This is a genomic window from Ktedonobacter robiniae, assembly GCF_016587375.1.
Taxonomy (GTDB): Bacteria; Chloroflexota; Ktedonobacteria; order Ktedonobacterales; family Ktedonobacteraceae; genus Ktedonobacter; species Ktedonobacter robiniae.
The window spans coordinates 577,312-596,762 of sequence record NZ_BNJG01000002.1; the positions used below are offsets into that span (position 1 = coordinate 577,312).

Sequence of the window (19,451 nt, forward strand, 5' to 3'; positions counted from 1 at the left end):
GTACTCAAAAACGCGAGGAGCTTTCAAAAATATGCTCATCCTTCGCCTGAATGGTGAAGACCGGCTCTTTCTGTTTTTTACCAGTTGCCTTCGATGGTGCTGGAAGTGTTTTTGTGCCTGACCTTATTTCTGTGCGTGAGACCAAGCAACGATATCCGCCAGCTTTTGGCGAACCTTGCCCTCACGCAGTGTTGCTCGCGCCAGTTTTATACCATCAGCCAGCGACTCAACCAGATCGTTCGTGTACAACGCGGCTCCGGCGTTCAGACAGAGTATATCTGTGGCCGGGCTGTTCGTATCTTCGCTAAGCAATTGTGTTAAAAGCGCGGCATTATAAGCTGGATCCCCCCTGTAATACTACCTGATCGCTGATACGCGTCAGCCCAAAATCTTCAGGTGTAATTGTATACTCTCGCAATTTGGCGTCCCGGCGAACCTCGCACACTCGCGTGGGAGCTTGCAATGAACATTCATCAATTCCATCCTCACCATGAATGATTAACGCGTGCTTGCTCCCCAGATGAAGCAGTACTTCACCCATCTTACGCAAGAGCGATGCATCCGATACCCCCAGCGTGCCGAGCGAAGGGCGGCAGCGAGCCAGGAGGAGGTACGACCTCGTCCTCCCCTGGGTGCAGCGCCTCACACTGCTGGGCAACCTTCAATCGCCTCAAGTCATCTCGCCATCGCGCTCAGTGCCGCCGTTCCTCTTCGCGTGCTGGCACTCTATGAACGGCAGGGTCCCGATGAAAACGACTTGGAAACAGCCCATCGGGTAGGAACACTCCTGGCCTCGAAAGGAGATCGTCTCCTCTTTCGAAGCGAGGTAAGAGGTGAAACGGCTGATCTCTTCAACAGGCTGGCGCAGGCCCTGGCGGTACTCTCGTTTGCCTCGGGTGGCATCGCGTGCTTTGGTCAGCATTTTGACGCTCAGGCGATCCTCGCTGGCTTCTTTGGGAAAGAGGAGGCAAAACGGCATTGTCAGCATATAGTGGGAGCGCCTCATACGACCCAGCCAGAAGAGGTTGCTGACAATGAACATGTAACTCATCATCTCTCCTCAGAAGAGACATAAGCGTTTCTATAGACAGAGCATGCAAAAATTCCTCCAGGTACAGCTTCTTAAGGAGGCATACCTGGAGGAATATGCCGATATTCTTCAAGAATGTGCTTTTTTTCGAGCAGAATAATTCTATAAATAGTCGTTTTACCAAAATTTGGTAAAATCGCTAGCTGGAGACATCTCTCTCTTTTTGTCAGATATCTATCAGAGAAAGCATGTGACTACTCCCCCGGCTGAAAGGAAAGCAAGAGCATTCTGAGGAGACAAACGGTCACAAAGACCTGGCGAGAGAGGCAAGGAACTGCCGATGCGGCGCACTCATTCATGTACAAGGGGTCGCCCCAGATGCGTATAAGGGGTCACCCCAAAAGCCAGGCAGGGGTCTTCAGTTCCTTGGAACGAGGGGGGCATCTCCTCGCTGCCTCTCCATGTATATCCTACAATGTGCCTTCCGCGAACATCAAGATCTCGTCCGTAAAGCACAGGGGAGGATATTGTCAAGTTGCTGAAGCCATACACAAAAAGCTAGACAGCATGATACAATGCCCTCATGAAAAAGAACATCTCATCTTCACCCTACAAAGGGTACCGCTTTCCGCCCATGATTATTGGTCATTGTGTCTGGCTGTATTTCCGTTTTTCGCTCAGTTTTCGTGATGTCGAAGAACTCATGGCAGAGCGGGGAGTCGTGCTCTCCTACGAAACGGTCCGTCAGTGGTGCTTCAAATTTGGGCAAATGTACGCCAATGAGCTGAAGCATCGCCGCGTCAGGCCGGGAGATACGTGGCATCTGGATGAGGTGTTTCTCACCATCAATGGAAGCAAAACTATTTGTGGCGGGCCGTCGATCAACATGATAACGTTCTTGATATTCTCGTCCAGAGCCGGCCAGACAAACAAGCAGCCAAGAAATTCTTTCGCAAACTGCTCAAAGGACTGGAATATATGCCGAGAGTTATCATCACCGATAAGTTGGCAAACTATGCCGCCGCCAGAAAAGAAATCATGCCTCATGTTGAGCATTTCCAACACAAAGGCCTCAACAATCGAGCGGAGAACTCCCATCAATCAATGCGACAACGAGAGCGGGCAATGCGGCGTTTCACATCACCAGGCCATACCCAACGGTTCCTCTCGGCCGTTGGCCCCATCTCTGACCATTTCCGACCGAGAAGACATCGTCTTAGCGCTTCAAACTATCGTGCCCTTCTCTTCTGCAAGAGCGCTTTGAGATCTGGAACGATATTACCACTGGAAACAAGGGGGCATGACACGTTCACTTTCTCCAGCTCTCGCTTGTCTTGTTTTTCCTTCATAAGCCTTTCTTCACAACGACACCTTCTTCATACACCAACTTGACAATACCTAGCTAACCATCAATTAATAAAAAATCAGGAAACCCTTTTCTTTACTAGCTCTTTGAGCCTAGCTATCATCGATTTTATCGACAAAAAGGCGCGATATTCGCCGTTATATCCCTTGACAGAGCCATAAATCGGGGGTAATCTATATTCGTAGCAAGGAAAAGCTTTTCCTTACCAGATCGTTCGGAGATATACGTGAGTAGCGAAGTAAGTAATGAATCCGTTAGTCGACAGATGCAGAGCGTGACTATCCACGATGTAGCGCGCGAAGCCGGAGTGAGCATTGGCACGGTATCGAAGGCCCTCAATGGACAGGGAAAACTGAAGTCCGAGACACGTGAGCGCATTCAAGAAGTGGCGGCACGCCTGGGATTTCGCCCAAACATGATGGCACAAAATCTGTTACGAGGCCGCAGCTATACCGTCGGTCTGCTCACCACTGATAGTTACGGGCGCTTTAGCATCCCCTTGATGAAGGGTATTGAGGACGCGCTTGGTACAGCGCAGATTCTGGTCTTTCTCTGTGACGCGCGCGACGATGCCCAACGTGAGCGTCAGTACATTGAGACACTGCTCAGCAAGCGTGTTGACGGTATCATTGTTACCTCGCGCCGGACCGATCCGCGTCCCGCTATCGACGTTGGGCAAACGGGTATACCAGTGCTCTATGCCTATACACAGGTAAAAGAAGGAAATGCACTCTGCATCTTACCTGATGACGAACAGGGTGCGCGTCTTGCTATTGAGCATCTCGTCGAGCATGGACGACGCCATATCGGCCATATCATGGGACCAAGCCACTTTGAGTCGACGCAATTGCGACAGAAAGCAGTGCGCCAGGTACTTAAGGAGGCCGGGCTGGCTACCCACGAGCAACGCTTTCTCTCCGGGCCTTGGCAAGAAAGCTGGGGATACAACGCCACTCAATTTCTCATAACCTCTGACCCACAAGTAGATGCGATATTTTGTGGCAACGATCAAATAGCTCGTGGCACTATTGACATGCTACGAGAACTGGGGAGGAAGGTTCCTGATGACATCGCCGTCATCGGCTTCGACAACTGGGAGATCATCGCGGCGTCCAGCCGCCCACCACTGACGACTGTTGACCTGGACATCTATCACCTGGGACAACTGGCAGGTAGTCGCCTGCTAGCGATGATCGATGGCTCAAGAGAGACGGGTGTCATCCGACATCCTTGTCACCTAGTCATACGCGCTTCCTGTGGAAGCCACGATTCGGTACCCATCCTGTGAACTACCGCTCAGCTAAAGACTGAGCGGCTTCTTCGGAAGAGGAAGCCTGAGTTCACCAGACTCAGCCACCGAAAGGTGAGCTATGTTTGGGAGGTCATGATACCAACCCTTGGCGCATCAGACGGTTGCTCTATCGCCTGAGTTTAAGTAGGGATGAGGTAAGTCCCGGTGATTCAGGCCCAACAAGCCTTCTGAACCTTGTCGAGATGAAGTCGGATTCCCTGTATGGTCGCAGTACAGGGATACGCACCACCTGCCACCTGGCAGAGCATTTTTCTGAAAAGGAATTTTCGATGAACGTTGTTTATGTATTGGCACCAGATGGCACGCCATTGATGCCATGTTCGTGTGCTATTGCACGATTACTACTTAAAGATGGCAAGGCAAAAGTCAAAAGGAGAACGCCCTTTACGATCAAGTTGTTGGTTCAGCCAGCAACGACCTCTACCCAACCATTGACCCTTGGGGTAGATACGGGCAGTGCCGTGATTGGTTCAGCGGTGACCGATACGCAGGGGCAGGTGGTGTATTTGTCAGAAGTGCAGGTTCGCAATGATATTGCCACCACCATGAAAGAGCGTGTAAAGTATCGCCGGAACCGGCGCAACCGAAAGACCAGATATAGAAAAGCACGATGGCGTAATCGTAAGAACTCCATCAAAACAGATCGCTTCTCTCCCACGATGCGTAGTAAAATTGACGCACACCTGCGGGAAATCCATTTTGTGCAATCCATCCTGCCCATTCGCCATATCGTGCTGGAAACAGGAACATTTGATCCCCATGCCCTTAAAAATCCTAACGTTTTAAAGCACAAGTGGCTCTACCAGAAGGGCATCAACTATGGTTTTGCCAATACCAAAGCCTATGTGCTAACACGCGATAGCTATACCTGTCAACACTGTGCAGGAAAATCGAAAGACAAGCGGTTAGAAGTCCATCATATCGTTTTTCGCAGTCAGAACGGCAGTGATGAAGAAGCCAATTTACTCACCCTCTGCAAAACCTGTCACGATGGGCTGCATGCCGGAACCGTGACGCTCAAGCGCACTGGTAAGAAGAAAGGAAACTTGAACCATGCCACACAGATGAATAGCATTCGTCTTCAATTGTTGAAGCAGGTTCAGGCAGAGGAAACGTGGGGATTTGTGACCAAAGAACACCGTCAGATAGCAGGCTTGCCCAAGGAGCATTGCTTTGATGCGGTCATGATTACCACGCGAGGGGCCATGCCCACGTTTCAGACCACGGTGGTTCTCAAGAAGCGATGCATCCCCGATGGAGATTACCAGCAAACCAAAGGGCGACACAGCGAACAACGCATTCTCACAGGGAAAATTGGCGGCTTTCGGAAATTTGATATGGTGCGCTATCAGGGACAGGAGTACCTTATTAAAGGCCGAATGTCTACTGGCTATGCCATTCTGATGGACATTGATGGGAACAAGGTCGATCTCAGGCCAATTCCGAAGTTTGAGAAGATGAAGCGAGTGAGGGCACGATCTTCATGGATGATGTGTCAAGCGCCCATGCCGCATATCTCATCCACTGCCAATTAATCAGGGGTGAATGTGGCAATTCATCCACGAAGCTAAAGACTTCGTGGTTTTCTTGCCACAATTGGATAAAACAACTTCCACTTACCAGGAAGGCATTTTCACATCTGTCTGTAGATATATCACAGGGAACATCACTCTCTGATGTAATGGTCAGGATATATTTTGTCGTCATGCGGACATAATTGCAACATGCCTATATGTTGAATGCTTCTAGAAAGGGGAACCCAAACAAAGTAGAGCCTCTATAGTTTTTCCCCAGGAACGGGCATTAAGTGCATTGCAGCACATGAAACGACGAGGAAAGGATATTTTGCAATGAAGATGCGAAACTTATGGCGGGCTGCAAGCCTGTTGTTCGCTTGTGTAGCCGTCTCGACGAGTCTGCTCGGCTGTTCGGCACTAGGGTCAAACGGGTCCGACGCCAATACTATCTCCTTCTGGGTTCGCGCGGCTGATGAGAATTTTGTACGCCCACTGGTCACCACTTATAACGCCAGTCACAAAACGCAGGTCAAACTGACGACCATTCCAGACGCGCAGTTTGTGACCAAGTTTGGTACCGCTGTCGCGGGCGGAGACGCGCCTGATGTCGTGGCTATCGATCTCGTATATATGCCTTCTTTCGCGGCTGCTAACGAGATGACCGATATTACCAATATGGCGCATTCGCTCTCGTTCTATGATAAGCTCAGCCCTTCCCACATGCGCCTCTCTACTTACAATGACAAACTCTATGCCCTACCCTTCAGCGCCGAGGGTTCGGTGCTCCTCTATAACAAGAAACTCTTCCAGCAGGCAGGACTGGACGCAAACAAGCCTCCGACCAACTGGAGCGAACTAGAGACAGATTCCAAGAAGATTACCGCGCTCGGCAACGGCGTGAAGGGATACTACTTCTCCGGTCGCTGCGCGGGCTGCAATGCTTTCACCTATCTTCCCTACATCTGGGCCAGCGGCGGCGATGTGCTGAGTGATGATGGCAAGACGGCGACCATCACTTCATCCCCCGCAGTCAAGGACGCGCTGAACTTCTACAAACGCCTGTGGGACGAGGGACAGATTCCCGCAGGTGCCAAGGTCGATGATGGCTCAAACGGGCTGAATGCCTTCTCCACAGGTAAAGTCGGCATGGTGGGTAGTGGAGCCTTCTCAATCGGCACGCTCAAGGAGCAGCATCCAGATATCGATTTCGGCATTACCTATCTGCCTGGCGAAAACGGCAGTTTCTCATCCTTCGCGGGTGGAGATACCATCGGCATTCCTCGCGGCTCCAAGCACGTCAATGAAGCCTCCGACTTTATCAAGTGGGCGCTCTCTGAGGATGTCCAGATCAACCAGTTCGCCAAAAACGGTAGTATTCCAGTCCGTACCGACCTTGCTGAGAACAAATATAGCAAGCTCGATCCACGCTATGTTACCACATCGCAGGCCATGGCAAAGGGTCGTACACCCTATTCAGTCCACTACAATCAACTCTTTAATGACGCAAATGGCCCCTGGCTGGCTATGCTGCAAAAGGCCATCTTCGATGGACAGGTCGATAACGCCATGAAGACAGCTCAAGACCAGTTCACCAAGATACTCAATAGCTAAGCTATCCAATCGGCGTCAGAGGTTCTAGGCGATGTCTGATCATATACGACGAGACATCGCCTGAGATACCTCTTAGGCACTTCTCGACTAAATACTCCGGCGCAGCGATTCTCCTGGTTTATGCCACTTCTCGCCGTGCTATTTAGAAGAAAGGACATGTTTATGGCCTACGCCCAAAGCAGTCAAAGTGTGCTTGTAGGGAAAAAGCAGACGCGTGCATCCGGCAGATTCGAGCGGAAACAGCGTTGGGCCGGGATCTTATTCGTTCTCCCCAGTGTGCTCTTCGTGGCGGTCTTCTTCCTGGTTCCGCTCATCATGACGGCTGTTATGTCTCTCTATGACTGGCCCCTGCTTGGTGACCATCACTTCATCGGACTGCAAAACTATATCCAGATGGCCTCGGATAGCACATTCTGGCAGAGCCTGTGGTTCACAACCAGATACACGATCATTGTGACGCCTGCGATCTTTATTATTGCCTTTATCCTGGCTCTACTCATTCGTCAGCAGGTACCGGGGGTAGGAGTCTTTCGCACGGCATACTTTATCCCCGTTGTGATTGGTCTTAGCACGGCGAGCCTGCTCTGGACATGGATGTTTAACGATCAATTTGGCATCTTTGACAGCGTTTTGCTGCGCCTACATCTCATCAAAGAACCCATCGTCTGGCTTGCGGATTCGACAACATCGCTCATTGCTATCGGCATCATGGTCGTCTGGAAAACTGTAGGTTCAACTATGATCTTCCTGGTCGTGGGCATGAATGCCATTCCCGATGAGTTGCTGGCGGCGGCCAACGTGGATGGCGCTGGACGCTGGGCGCGCATCCGTTATATCATGCTGCCGCTCTTGAAACGTACCTTAGCGCTGGCGCTTGTGCTCTCAGTGATTGGCTCATATCTGGCCTTCGACCAGTTCTATGTTATGACGCACGGTGGTCCACAAAACTCCACGATTACGGTTGTGTACTGGATCTACAATAATTCGTTTACGTACTACAAGCTTGGCTACGGCTCGGCGCTTTCTATCATCCTGCTCATCATTCTGATTATCCTGAGCGTCATTCAGTTATATCTCTTACGCGATGACACTCAATACTAGAGATGCTGTCCTTTTTCGAGAAAGGAAGGCTTAAGTAACATGGCTATCCCAATGAAAGTTCAATCAAAGCACCGCCTTCAGGCCAAAGCGCCTGTAACCCGTGCGCTTTACTATATCGTTTGCACTGTACTCGCCCTGATCTTTCTCTTTCCCATAGGATGGTCTATTCTTGCCAGCCTGAAGCCAGCCAGCGAGTCCATGCAATCGCCAGCGACATTTCTGCCGTCACACATCTCTTTCGAGAACTATACCAGCATCTTGAACACTGGTATCGTCAACTATCTGCTCAATAGCGGCTTTGTCGTTATTGTCACAGTTGTCTTGACGCTCGTGCTCAGCATTCTAGGAGGCTACGGCTTCTCACGCTTCAAGTTTCCGGGGAAAGACATCATCTTTATGGTCATTCTTGCCACAATGATGATTCCCTTCCAATCCATCCTGACGCCCCTATTCCTGCTCTTACACTCCTTAGGGCTCCAGAATACACTTCTGGGACTGGCTCTGGTCTACACGACCTTCCAACTCCCTTTCGCCATCTTTATGATGCGCAACTCGTTCGATAGCGTGCCTAAAGAGTTAGAGGAGGCGGGCTATATTGATGGTTGCACCTCAGTAAGTGTGCTTTACCGCGTGCTCATCCATGTCATCTTTCCCGGCGTGGTCACTGTGGCACTGTTCGCGATATTCGCCGCTTGGAACGAGTTTCTGGCCGCTCTCATCTTTATGACGGATAGCGACCAGTACACTATGCCCGTCTATCTCATCAGCGCACAAAGCGGACAATATGGAACGGTAGACTGGGGAGCTATCCAGGCCGGAATGACCATTACGATACTCCCTTGTATTATCGTTTTCCTGCTGCTTCAGCGCTATTACATCAATGGCCTGATCGCCGGTGCCATAAAATCGTAGCAAGGTGACTTTTCCTCGCCCACTTTTGACAATGAAAGGATCTACAAAACCATGACTCTGCGACAAACAGAATCACATCCTCACCTTCACGAGCCATTCGTAGTAGATACCACTTACAGCCCACAGGCACGCCTGCATCCATTACACTTGCGCCAGGTGCGCCTGCAAGATCGTTTCTGGGAACCACGCCGCCAGATCAACCGTACCATCACACTTCCTTCGCAGTACCAGCAATGCGTGCAGACGGGGCGTCTCGACAACTTCCGGCGCGCGGCGGGCCAGATCGAGGGTCCCTTCCAGGGTCGTTTCTTCAACGACTCCGACGTGTACAAATGGGTCGAAGCCGTAGCCTGGACGCTTGCAGCCGAGAAGGATGAGAAACTGGAAGCGCTAGTTGATGAGGTCATTGGACTGATCGCCGCCGCCCAGGGTGAAGACGGCTACCTGAACACGTATTTTACCTTCGAGAACGCCGATAAGCGCTGGACAGACTTACAGGTCATGCACGAACTCTACTGCGCGGGACACCTGATCCAGGCTGCCGTAGCTCACCACCGCGCCACGGGCAAGACAACCCTGCTGGATGTCGCCACCCGCTTCGCTGACTCTATCGATAGCGTCTTTGGCCCCGGCAAGCGTCCTGGCACCTGTGGACACCCTGAGATAGAGATGGCCCTGGTCGAACTGGCCCGCGATACGGACGAGGAGCGCTATCTTAAACTGGCACAATTCTTCATTGACAATCGTGGTCAACAGCCTCCCATTATCAGCGGCAAGACTTATTACCAGGATCACGCGCCCTTCCGCCAGCAAGACGAGGTAGTGGGACACGCTGTCCGTGCTCTCTATCTCTATGCCGGGGCCACTGATGTCTACACAGAAACCGGTGAACAAGCTCTCTTGCATGCGATCAATGCCCTCTGGGCGGACCTACAGCAGCATAAAGTCTATGTCACGGGAGGCGTCGGATCACGCTACGACGGTGAGGCCGTTGGTGAGAGCTATGAGCTACCAAACGATCAGGCGTACACCGAGACCTGCGCCGCCATCGCGCATATCATGTGGGCCTGGCGTCTCCTCCTCCTCACCGGCAATGCCCTTTATGCCGACGCTATGGAACTCACCCTCTACAATGGCATGCTCGCTGGTATCTCGCTGGATGGTGAGAGCTACTTTTATCAGAATCCCCTGGCGGACCGTGGCAGGCATCGCCGTCAGCCCTGGTTCGGGACTGCCTGCTGCCCACCCAATGTAGCGCGCTTGCTGGCCTCGCTTCCGGGTTACATCTACACAACCTCGGACGCTGACCTCTGGGTTCACCTTTACACGAGTAGTGAAGCCAATGTGCGTTTGCCACAAGGTAGCGTGCTCAAATGTAAGCAGACCAGCAACTATCCCTGGGATGGTAAGATCAAGCTCAGCATCAAACCCGAACAGGCAAACACTACCTTTGGCCTCAATCTGCGCATCCCTGCCTGGGCGCATGGCGCGACGGTCAGCGTTAATGGTGAAAGACTCGCGCCTCCCATCCAGCCTGGCAGCTATTGTCGCATCGAACGCACCTGGCAACCCGGCGATCAGGTAGAGCTTGTGTTGCCACTGGTCATGCGCGCCGTGACCAGCCATCCATACATCTCAAACAACAATGGGCGTGTTGCTCTACTGCGCGGTCCGCTGGTCTACTGTGTCGAGCAGGCCGACCACGAGGCCGATGTCTGGGATTTGTACCTACCCAAAGACTTTCAGTGGAGCGAGCACTACGCTGAAAACCTTCTGGGTGGCGTCGTCACCGCTCAAACATTAGCCTTCGCGCGTACAGACACAGACTGGCAACAACAACTCTACCGCACCTATGGCGAGGAACAACCGACCTACGCCCCGGCGACGCTGACCGCTATCCCTTACTACGCATGGGCCAATCGCGAGGCTGGGCCCATGCAGGTCTGGCTCCCCATTAAGCCAGATTGACACTCCCCCGGATAAATCCAGGGGGATTCTTCCTTTACCCAGGCGACGTGCTGACTCCCATCACTGAGAGGCAGTAGCGGTCTTCCTGTCCAGAAGCGTTTCATGCACTCAACGGTGCATCAGTTCCCATATGCCCTATGGTACTGAGCGCTTTCTGCAAAATGTTCAACGCCGCATTGTGGTCTCTGTCTAACACGACCCCACAGCCAGTACACACATGCGTGCGCATACTCAACGTCTTTTTGACAAGTGTGCCACACGCTGAACACTTCTGACTGGTGTAGTGAGGCGAAACAGCGATCACAGGGACGTGATGCAATGCGGCGTAGTAGTTTACCCACAAGAGAAACCGTCCCCAGCCAGCATCGTGAATACTCTTGGCAAGGTGGCGGTTTCTTCCCATATTGTGGATCTGCAAATCTTCAAAGGCAATCAGATCGTGAGACGAGACGAGCGCGTTTGCCTGCTTTCTGGCAAAGTCTTCGCGCTGCCTTTGAACTTTCAAATGCGCTTTGGCGACCGCTTGACGAGCTTTCTTGCGGTTGGCTGACTTCTTCTGTTTCTTGGAGAGGCGGCGTTGCAGCCGCTTGAGACGCTTTTCCGCTTTGCGATAGTGGCGTGGGTTCTCAACAGCTTGCCCTTCAGAGTCGGTATAGAACGCTTTTAAGCCAACATCAATACCAACCCGTTTCCCTGCGGGAACATGTTCAATCTTTCGTTCTGCTTGCACTGCAAACTGTGCATAGTAGCCATCGGCGCGACGAATGAGGCGCACACGCTTGATCTGCTTCACAGGGAAGGTTTTCATGTCACGTGTGCCAACGAGACGAAGACGACCGATCCCACATCCATCGGTGAAAGTGATATGCCGCCCATCGGGTTCTAGCTTCCAGCCTGTCCCTTTATACTCGACGCTTCGGTTATCGTGCTGAAAACGGGGATAGCCTTTCTTCCCTGGCTTTTTCGCTTTGCAGTTGTCATAAAAGCGCTGAATGGCAAACCACGCTCGGTCGGCACTGGCTTGACGTGCCTGAGAATTGAGAGAGGAAGCAAAGGGGAACGCTTTGGCAAGGACAGCACAGTAGCACTGCAAGTCATTCTTGTTGGCGTGGTCATCCATCCAGAGGCGGAGGCACTTGTTACGAATGAACTGCACAATACGGATCGCTTCGTCAATGGCAGCGTATTGTGCCTTGTTCCCATCAAGTTTGTACTCGTAGATGAGCATCCTTGCGCCCTTGCCTTTCATGTATCTCTCTGTTATTATGCCACCTAATGGGGTTGTATGTCAAAGAAGAAGGGAAAAGGAATATGCGCAAAGAACGAACGAACATCTACATCACAGAACGTCAAAAGAAGCAACTTGAGAAACGGAGTGAGGAAGAGGATTTGCCAATGGCAGAGATCATACGCCGAGCCTTAGATACATATCTGGCGTGGGATGACCCGGCGTATCAGCCTACTCCATCCATGCCCCAAACAAGGAAGAGCCATTCATCCCCTGGATAAATCACAGGGGCTTTCTGGCTCGCTTTCTGTAAGAAGCGTCTCTCGCGCTCATAGAGAAGAGGAGACATCGTACATTTTCAACATACAATGTCTCTTCTTTCAACTCGTTCTACACAGCTCGATTTCCAGGCCCTTTCCAGGCGCACTGATAAGAGAAGGGCGAAAAGGGGTGAACAATGGCCGAGAAGACACTTGAGCCTGGACAGCCTGAGATTGATCCTATAGATCCTTGTCGTTGCTTTTAGAGAGAGGAGCATATCAACAGTTAGTGAATTTGTGTGTAATTGTGCTTAAATATCTTCTACTTGCATACATTTTTCCCTCTTGACAAATACAGCGCAATTGCGTACAACGCGTACATGGATACTAAAAAGTACGCAAATTTTCGTGCATTTAAAGAAGACATTGAAACTCTCAAAGTGGTAGCTGCGCTTCGTCGAGAAAGTATGGTTCACACGTTCAAGCATTTGGTTCAGCAAGAATATATCCGTTTGCAACGACAGCAGAAGGAGGAAAGCAAGGATGCTGCTTTGCAAAAAGATCAGGATTGAGGTTTCTGAGCAAGATGCCGCCACCCTTGAATTTATGCAAGGCAAGTGTCGGGGACTGTACAACTGGTGGGTGATGAAGCTCAGGGCGGGTGAGAAGTGGGATCTCTATGAGGCGAAACGAAGCTTGCAAGAAAGTAAGCAGCATGATCCTCAACTTGTTCAGGTCTATGGCAAACTCCTTCAAGAGGTCTACTATCGCCTTCATGGCGCAATGAAAGCCTTCTATCGCAGAGTCAAAGCAGGAGAGAAACCCGGTTTCCCACGTGTGCGCCCACGGCACTGCTTTTTTACGCTCTGCTATCCAGCCATGTACATCAAGATTGAAGATGACAAGCTCATTCTACCCACAGGAGGCGGAGGCAAGCATGGTGCAAAGGTCTATCACAACATCATTGCACGTCTCACAGAAATACCTCCAGAAGGCTATAAGGAAGTGGCGATCAGCCGAGATGCCAGAGGCAACTACTCTGCCTCTTTCCCGGCTGAGCGAACACCCAAGCCATGCACAACCGATGGTGTTGCCGCCTTTGATGTAGGCGTCAAAACACTGGCAACGGGCGTGAATGAGCAAGGCAGAATCTATACAGTCGAAGGCTTCAAAGGGTCACGCTGGTACAACAAACAACTGGACAAAATTCGGTCAAAGCGTGACAAGTGCAAGAAAAAGTCACGCCGTTACTTGCATTTGCGCAAGGTGTACAAGCGCGTTTTCCAGAAGAAACGCAATAAGCAAAGGGACAGTCTGCATAAGGCTTCCCATTTGATAAGCCACAACTTGGTTGAAAGAACTATTGTGGTGGGGGATCTTTCCCAACGGCAAATGGTCACAAAACAGCATAGAGAGCGCAATAAACACCTGAATCGAGCGGTCTATAACGAGTAGGGGCTGTATGCCTTTCTCGAAATGCTCAAGTACAAATGTGTCCTCTCTGGGAAAGAGTTGCATTTCTTAGATGAGCGCAACACGAGCAAGATGTGTTCTGGCTGTGGCAATGTACAAGCAATGCCGCTCTGGAAACGCACCTATTGTTGCGTTGAATGTGGACTCGTGATGGATAGAGATGAAAATAGTGCTCACAATATCCTAGCGAGGTTCTTTGCTCGGCGAGAGCCACACGCTCAGGCTCGTTCTGAGTGCGGTGTGCTGCATGCGACCCAAAGCGGTGTAGAAGTCAAGGAGGCTTCCTGTGAGGGGCAAGTGCAGCAATTGAATCTATTTGAGCGTGCGTGAGCACTTTTGAGTAGATTTAGAAAGGCAGCAAGAACCATGCAGCAAAACAGGAAGAAGCTAGTCAGAGCCACCTTCGATCCTCTTCCACCAGGCCATATTCGTCCAGTTGGGTGGCTGTTACGTCAGTTGCAGATCCAGGCCGAAGGGTTGACCGGGCACCTCGACGAATTCTGGCCTGATATTGCAAACAGTGGCTGGATTGGTGGAACAGCAGATGCATGGGAGAGAGGTCCCTATTGGCTTGATGGTCTGGTTCCTTTAGCCTTTCTTCTCGACAATCAACGTCTGAAGGCCAAGGCTCACTATTGGATAACGTATATTCTAGATCACCAACATGAAGATGGATGGATCGGTCCTCTGCAAAAGAACAAGGATGGATATGAACATGATCCATGGCCCGTATCGGTAGTACTCAAAGCCATGACCCAGTATCAGGAGGCCACAGGAGATTCGCGAATCATCCCAGCTCTGGTACGCTTCTTTCAGAGGTTGCAAGAACTGCTTGCGCTGCAATCTCTGAAGTCATGGGCTCGGATGCGGAGTGCCGATCTTGTTTTATCTCTGTACTGGCTGTATGAGCGAAGAGAAGAGGATTGGCTTCTTGCGTTAATACAGACTGTTCAACAACAAAGCTATGATTGGATAGAGCATTTTGAGCATTTTCTCTATACAGAGAGGCAGGATACCTGGGAACATGAAAATCATGGGGTCAACACAAGTATGGCCTTGAAGCAACCGGCTGTGTGGTATCGCCTCTCGCAACAGCAACAGCACCGCCAAGCCATACAAACAATCATTGAGACGCTCGATACCTATCATGGACAAGTCACTGGAGTATTCTCGGCAGATGAAAACCTTGCTGGAAAGAATCCCTCACAGGGGACAGAATTATGTGTTGTCGTCGAATACTTGTTTTCGTTAGAAGTGCTTCTGGCTATTCTGGGGGAGATCTCTCTGGCTGATCGTTGGGAAAGAATCGCTTTCAATGCTCTTCCTGCGACGTTCAAACCAGATATGTGGGCACATCAATATGACCAACAAGTAAACCAGGTAATTTGTGCAATTGACGAGGATAAGATCTATACAACGAATGGGGCGGATGCAAACATTTTTGGTCTGGAACCACACTTTGGGTGCTGTACGGCCAATATGCATCAGGGCTGGCCGAAGTTTGCGACGCATTTATGGATGAGAACCCAGGACGAAGGACTGGCAGCACTGACCTATGCTCCCTGTACCATTGCTACTCAGGTGTTAGGAATACCAGTGCAGATTCAAGTGGATTCGAACTATCCTTTTAGTGAAACAGTACACATTGTCGTCTCTACTGAATGTCCGATACGTTTCCCCCTTCTTTTACGTGTTCCAACCTGGGCTGAAGGTGCTCATATTATTCTGGAGGGTGGTAGGCAAGAGCCAATGCAACCTGGCACCTATTATCGCGTTGAACAAGAATGGCATCGGCCCGCTCTCATTTGTCTGCACCTTCCTATGCGGATACACGCACAAACGCGCTATCATGCCAGTGTCTCGGTTGAGCGAGGCCCTCTCGTCTATGCTCTGAAAATAGAAGAAGAATGGAAGCAGATTCGAGGCGAGCCTCCACATGCTGATTGGGAGGTCCATCCAAAAGGACCTTGGAACTATGCGCTCAAGATGGATAGGGCACATCTAGAGCACTCCTGCCACACAGTCTTTCATTCACCAGGCGCAGTCCCTTTCTCTCCAGAAGGAGCCTCTGTGCATCTGAGGGTAAAGGGGAGGCGAATCCCTTCTTGGACGCTTGAACACAATGCCGCCGGTCCGCTCCCTGTTTCTCCAGTCTCATCAGAGCAGCCCGTTGAGGATCTCACACTGATCCCCTATGGTTGTACGAACTTGCGTGTGACGGAATTTCCAGTACTTGATGAATAGTTCATATAGAAGATAGTAAACAGTTGCTCTATTCGGTCAACCGAGGCATCGTATTCCTCTGTTCACGTTGAAGATATTTTCCACAAGAGAAGGAGAATGCAACTGTTTCCCAAAAAGTGGGAAGCAGGGATCAATCGTGGGCAAGACGCCACGCTTTCGGGCTTCTTGACAGATGAGAACGTTTGTCCTATACTAAAAAATATGAGGTAAGAGAAAGAGCAGAACCGCATGATTCGTGCCCATAAGATCAGACTGCATCCCACACCTGAGCAGGCCAACTACTTTGCTCGTGCCGCAGGCGTTGCTCGCTTTGTGTGGAATTGGGCACTGGCCGAATGGAACCGCCAATATGAGGCCGGAGAAAAACCCACCGCCTTGAAACTCAAGAAGCAATTCAACGCGATTCGGCGGGTGCAATTTCCCTGGACATGGGAGGTGACGAAGAACGCCTCAGATCAGCCCTTTCTCGATCTGGGAAAAGCCTTCACCGCGTTTTTTGAAGGGAAAGCCAAACGCCCCACGTTCAAGAGCAAGAAAACAAGCAAACCCGCCTTTTACCTTGCCAATGATCAATTCGAGTTGGGGGATCATCGCATGTGGATCCCCAAGCTCGGATGGGTCAATCTGGCTGAGAAACTGCGGTTTGTGGGCCGTGTGAAAGGGGCGCGCATCACCAAAACAGCGGATTGGTGGTTTGTTTCCATCCAGGTTGAGATCCCTGAGGCCATCCCGGTGAACAAACCAGCCGCCGTGGGTATCGATGTGGGGCTCAACCGCCTGGCCACCTTGAGTACAGGAGAGGAAGTCGAAAACCAAGCCTTCCTCAAAACCGCGCTCAAGAAATTGCGTCAGGCCAACAAACGGCTGCATCGCCGAAAACTGGGATCAAAGAATCGGGAGAAAGCGCGCCAACAGGTTGCCCGCCTGCATTATCGCATCACCTGCCTGCGCCAGGATGTCCTTCAGAAGCTCACAACCAAGCTGGCCGACAGTTACGGGATCATCGGAGTGGAAGATCTCCACCTCAAGGGACTGCTCAAGAATCGCCGTCTCGCTCGCTCGTTCGCCGATGCCTCGCTGGGCACCCTCAGGCGTCTGCTTGAGGCAAAAGCGGCGCAACGTGGGGGACTGGTGATCAAGGTGGACCGTTTCTTTCCTTCCAGCAAGACCTGTCATTGCTGCGGTTGGACGTGGGAAGCGATGACACTCAAGGATCGCTTCTTTGTGTGTCAGAATCCTGCTTGTCCGTATGATCAGTTTCCGCAGGATCGAGATTACAACGCAGGTCAGAATGTGTTACGGGAAGCCCTTCGCTTGATCGGGCTCATGGATCAAGCCGTCTCCGGTACTGGCTCGGACGAAGACGCAAACTTGCCTGCGGACGCGGAGTAAGACCAAAGGGCTTCGGCCCGGAGGCACCTACGGATGAAACAGGAACAACGAAATTCGGTGCAAACGTGTGCTTGCATACGTTTGCATAGGAAAATCGGAGCAGAAAGTGCCTCCTTCTCTTAGGGAAATGCTGAGATAAATCTCGTTATGCATCCTATGGAATGAACCACAAATCAAGTTAAATGACATTCAAGGATGTGTCCTTCCACTTTCAATTCAGCATACACTTTGGGATAGACGGCATTTTTGTGCATAATGATAACGGGATTCTGCTCGGTCATTAGCGATCCTCTTTTCTCGAATGTAGCAGATCAGCTTATTTCTTGCAACACAACCGGAATAAGTTCATCAGAAGGACTGTTTACAAGTTATAGCAGGATAGAGTAAACTCAACAGTAAGCCTCTCGATCTAAACGAGGTGCATCTGCACGCACCCATTATTCTTTGCTCAAACTGGCGATATTTTGAAGCCGACATCATTCTAACATGCATTGTATTGAGCAAAAATCCTATGAATGTCTATTTCCCTGGAGGATTCTTTTTATGCACCGCTTTCGTCTCAATCCGAAGGTAAGTGTAAGCATTGTTTTCGTCGCGGCATTATTTATGAGCATTATGGACGGAACAATCGTTACTGTGGCCTTACCCTCACTGGGTAAACAGTTTCATATGGCAGGCACATCTATTAATATTGTAATGGTAGTGTATATCGTAAGTTTATCAGTTATTATTCCTGTATCAGGGTGGATGGGGGATCGCTGGGGAACAAAACAGGTTTTTTTGTCGGCCCTGGCGCTTTTCAGCCTGGCCTCCGCGCTCTGTGGCCTGGCTTGGAATATCGAGACACTGGTGGCCTTTCGGGCTTTACAGGGACTGGCAGGGGGAGCACTCCTACCAGTCGGCACAGCGATTCTCTATCGCACCTTTCCACCATCGGAACGGATTCGTCTGTCAAGCATCCTGATGATTCCAACGGTTCTTGCACCAGCCACCGGTCCAGTGATCGGTGGATTCTTTGTAGATCAATTATCATGGCGCTGGATCTTCTATGTTAATATTCCCTTTGGGATCGCGGCAACGATCTTTGGCCTGCTCTACCTACAAGAGCATCGACAGGCTGCCGATGAACACTTCGATCTACCCGGCTTTGTGCTGGCTGGCGTCGGTCTGGCTCTGACGATGTATGCATTAAGTGAAGGGGCATCCTTTGGCTGGACCTCTCCGAGTATTCTGAGTAGCGCCATCATCGGCCTGCTCTTACTGGCCGCCTTCGTGATCGTTGAACTACGCACACCAACACCAATGATTGACCTGCGACTGTTCGGCAATCATATTTTTCGCACCTGTACGCTGGTCGGCTTATTCGGTAGCGCGGGCTTTCTGGGCGTTCTTTTTGTGGCCCCGCTCTATTTACAGGAAGGACGCGGCATATCGGCGCTCCTTTCTGGTCTGACAACTTTCCCTGAATCGATAGGTGTAGTTGCGTCAATGCAGATTGTTTCGCGCCTCTACGGACGTATCGGTCCGCGCCGCCTGACGATCGGGGGGTTGCTCTGGGCTACCGGGATGATGGTGTTTATGTGTTTCGTGGATGGCAACACGAGTCTTTGGCTGATCCGCATCCTGCTGTTTTTAATGGGTGGAGGCATGGCCTATATGTTTCTCTCCATGCAAACGGCGGCCTTCGCCACGATCACGCCCGCACAGATGGGCAGAGCAACGGCCGTCTACAATGTGCTCTGGCAACTGGGGTCGGCCCTTGGGATTGCGGTAATGAGTACAGTGCTCAGCATCGTCGGACTCTCACGCCCCGGAATGCAGGGCATCCCGGTCCCCAATCTGTCCGCCTATCGGATTGCCTTTGCTGTCGCCGCTGTACTTGTCCTCATCGGCGTGAGCATTACCCACCAGGTACGCGATAAAGATGCAGAGGCAACGATGAGACGTGAAATCTCCGGCCAGGAGGAACTCTCAGAAGTACCAATGCCGGTGCTGTAATACGTGCTTTTCTCTGCCCCGGTTCTCTATACGCAATCG

The 19,451-nt window shown here is 51.1% G+C and carries 14 protein-coding genes and 3 pseudogenes; 14 read left to right on the plus strand and 3 right to left on the minus strand.

Annotated elements, in window-relative coordinates:
* Positions 1–123: 123 nt before the first annotated feature.
* Together trpD and JMJ04_RS48810 are read right to left on the minus strand one after the other, a co-directional pair.
* Positions 124–336: pseudogene (trpD, locus tag JMJ04_RS48805) on the minus strand (anthranilate phosphoribosyltransferase); the annotation flags it as partial.
* Complete coding sequence (locus JMJ04_RS48810) at positions 332–604, minus strand: hypothetical protein (RefSeq protein ID WP_476630026.1); 273 nt, start codon at positions 602–604, stop codon at positions 332–334. The pseudogene trpD and the gene JMJ04_RS48810, both read right to left, overlap by 5 nt.
* On the opposite strand from JMJ04_RS48810, the gene JMJ04_RS23060 reads away from it, so the two are divergent.
* From JMJ04_RS23060 to JMJ04_RS23095, 8 genes and pseudogenes are all read left to right on the plus strand, one after another.
* Positions 506–1,075 (plus strand): hypothetical protein, encoded by a 570-nt coding sequence (locus JMJ04_RS23060; protein ID WP_236038313.1) that lies wholly within the window; start codon positions 506–508, stop codon positions 1,073–1,075. The two genes, JMJ04_RS48810 and JMJ04_RS23060, sit on opposite strands and share 99 nt — an antisense overlap.
* A gap of 538 nt (positions 1,076–1,613) precedes the next feature.
* Positions 1,614–2,272, plus strand: a pseudogene (locus JMJ04_RS23065) (IS6 family transposase); the annotation flags it as partial.
* Positions 2,273–2,622: 350 nt separating this feature from the next.
* On the plus strand, positions 2,623–3,684 hold the full coding sequence (locus JMJ04_RS23070) for a LacI family DNA-binding transcriptional regulator (RefSeq protein ID WP_201372810.1): 1,062 nt from the start codon (positions 2,623–2,625) through the stop codon (positions 3,682–3,684).
* 293 nt (positions 3,685–3,977) lie between these two features.
* Complete coding sequence (gene iscB / locus JMJ04_RS23075) at positions 3,978–5,243, plus strand: RNA-guided endonuclease IscB (RefSeq protein WP_201372811.1); 1,266 nt, start codon at positions 3,978–3,980, stop codon at positions 5,241–5,243.
* Between the two features lie 315 nt (positions 5,244–5,558).
* Entirely contained in the window at positions 5,559–6,836 is a 1,278-nt protein-coding gene (locus tag JMJ04_RS23080) for an ABC transporter substrate-binding protein (protein WP_201372812.1), read from the plus strand.
* Between the two features lie 162 nt (positions 6,837–6,998).
* Positions 6,999–7,937 carry a carbohydrate ABC transporter permease gene (locus JMJ04_RS23085; protein WP_201372813.1) on the plus strand — a complete coding sequence of 313 codons (939 nt, stop codon included), beginning with the start codon at positions 6,999–7,001 and terminating at the stop codon, positions 7,935–7,937.
* A gap of 39 nt (positions 7,938–7,976) precedes the next feature.
* Positions 7,977–8,849 carry a carbohydrate ABC transporter permease gene (locus tag JMJ04_RS23090; protein ID WP_201372814.1) on the plus strand — a complete coding sequence of 291 codons (873 nt, stop codon included), beginning with the start codon at positions 7,977–7,979 and terminating at the stop codon, positions 8,847–8,849.
* A gap of 51 nt (positions 8,850–8,900) precedes the next feature.
* A complete protein-coding gene (locus JMJ04_RS23095; protein ID WP_201372815.1) occupies positions 8,901–10,817 on the plus strand; it encodes a glycoside hydrolase family 127 protein in 1,917 nt (638 codons plus the stop codon).
* Between the two features lie 100 nt (positions 10,818–10,917).
* On the opposite strand, the gene JMJ04_RS23100 is transcribed toward JMJ04_RS23095, so the two are convergent.
* Positions 10,918–12,045, minus strand: a complete 1,128-nt coding sequence (locus JMJ04_RS23100; RefSeq protein ID WP_201374469.1) for an RNA-guided endonuclease InsQ/TnpB family protein — start codon at positions 12,043–12,045, stop codon at positions 10,918–10,920.
* A gap of 83 nt (positions 12,046–12,128) precedes the next feature.
* Here JMJ04_RS23100 and JMJ04_RS23105 point away from each other — a divergent pair, with 83 nt between their 5' ends.
* From JMJ04_RS23105 to JMJ04_RS23130, 6 genes and pseudogenes are all read left to right on the plus strand, one after another.
* Positions 12,129–12,326 carry a ribbon-helix-helix domain-containing protein gene (locus tag JMJ04_RS23105; protein ID WP_201372816.1) on the plus strand — a complete coding sequence of 66 codons (198 nt, stop codon included), beginning with the start codon at positions 12,129–12,131 and terminating at the stop codon, positions 12,324–12,326.
* A 359-nt stretch (positions 12,327–12,685) separates the two neighbouring features.
* Positions 12,686–12,877 carry a hypothetical protein gene (locus tag JMJ04_RS23110; RefSeq protein ID WP_201372817.1) on the plus strand — a complete coding sequence of 64 codons (192 nt, stop codon included), beginning with the start codon at positions 12,686–12,688 and terminating at the stop codon, positions 12,875–12,877.
* Positions 12,849–14,108, plus strand: a pseudogene (locus JMJ04_RS23115) (RNA-guided endonuclease InsQ/TnpB family protein). The gene JMJ04_RS23110 and the pseudogene JMJ04_RS23115 overlap by 29 nt, the downstream one beginning before the upstream one ends.
* A gap of 36 nt (positions 14,109–14,144) precedes the next feature.
* A complete protein-coding gene (locus JMJ04_RS23120) occupies positions 14,145–16,022 on the plus strand; it encodes a beta-L-arabinofuranosidase domain-containing protein (RefSeq protein WP_201372818.1) in 1,878 nt (625 codons plus the stop codon).
* Between the two features lie 228 nt (positions 16,023–16,250).
* Entirely contained in the window at positions 16,251–17,414 is a 1,164-nt protein-coding gene (locus JMJ04_RS23125) for an RNA-guided endonuclease InsQ/TnpB family protein (protein WP_201372819.1), read from the plus strand.
* 543 nt (positions 17,415–17,957) lie between these two features.
* On the plus strand, positions 17,958–19,412 hold the full coding sequence (locus JMJ04_RS23130) for an MDR family MFS transporter (protein ID WP_201372820.1): 1,455 nt from the start codon (positions 17,958–17,960) through the stop codon (positions 19,410–19,412).
* Positions 19,413–19,451 lie beyond the last annotated feature (39 nt).

Coding starts and splice junctions, on each gene's coding strand:
- JMJ04_RS23080 (WP_201372812.1), top strand. CDS start 5,559: ATGAAGATGCGAAACTTATGGCGGGCTGCAAGCCTGTTGTTCGCTTGT.
- iscB (WP_201372811.1), top strand. CDS start 3,978: ATGAACGTTGTTTATGTATTGGCACCAGATGGCACGCCATTGATGCCA.
- JMJ04_RS23100 (WP_201374469.1), bottom strand. CDS start 12,045: ATGCTCATCTACGAGTACAAACTTGATGGGAACAAGGCACAATACGCT.
- JMJ04_RS23090 (WP_201372814.1), top strand. CDS start 7,977: ATGGCTATCCCAATGAAAGTTCAATCAAAGCACCGCCTTCAGGCCAAA.
- JMJ04_RS23125 (WP_201372819.1), top strand. CDS start 16,251: ATGATTCGTGCCCATAAGATCAGACTGCATCCCACACCTGAGCAGGCC.
- JMJ04_RS23120 (WP_201372818.1), top strand. CDS start 14,145: ATGCAGCAAAACAGGAAGAAGCTAGTCAGAGCCACCTTCGATCCTCTT.
- JMJ04_RS23105 (WP_201372816.1), top strand. CDS start 12,129: ATGCGCAAAGAACGAACGAACATCTACATCACAGAACGTCAAAAGAAG.
- JMJ04_RS23085 (WP_201372813.1), top strand. CDS start 6,999: ATGGCCTACGCCCAAAGCAGTCAAAGTGTGCTTGTAGGGAAAAAGCAG.
- JMJ04_RS23110 (WP_201372817.1), top strand. CDS start 12,686: ATGGATACTAAAAAGTACGCAAATTTTCGTGCATTTAAAGAAGACATT.
- JMJ04_RS23095 (WP_201372815.1), top strand. CDS start 8,901: ATGACTCTGCGACAAACAGAATCACATCCTCACCTTCACGAGCCATTC.
- JMJ04_RS23130 (WP_201372820.1), top strand. CDS start 17,958: ATGCACCGCTTTCGTCTCAATCCGAAGGTAAGTGTAAGCATTGTTTTC.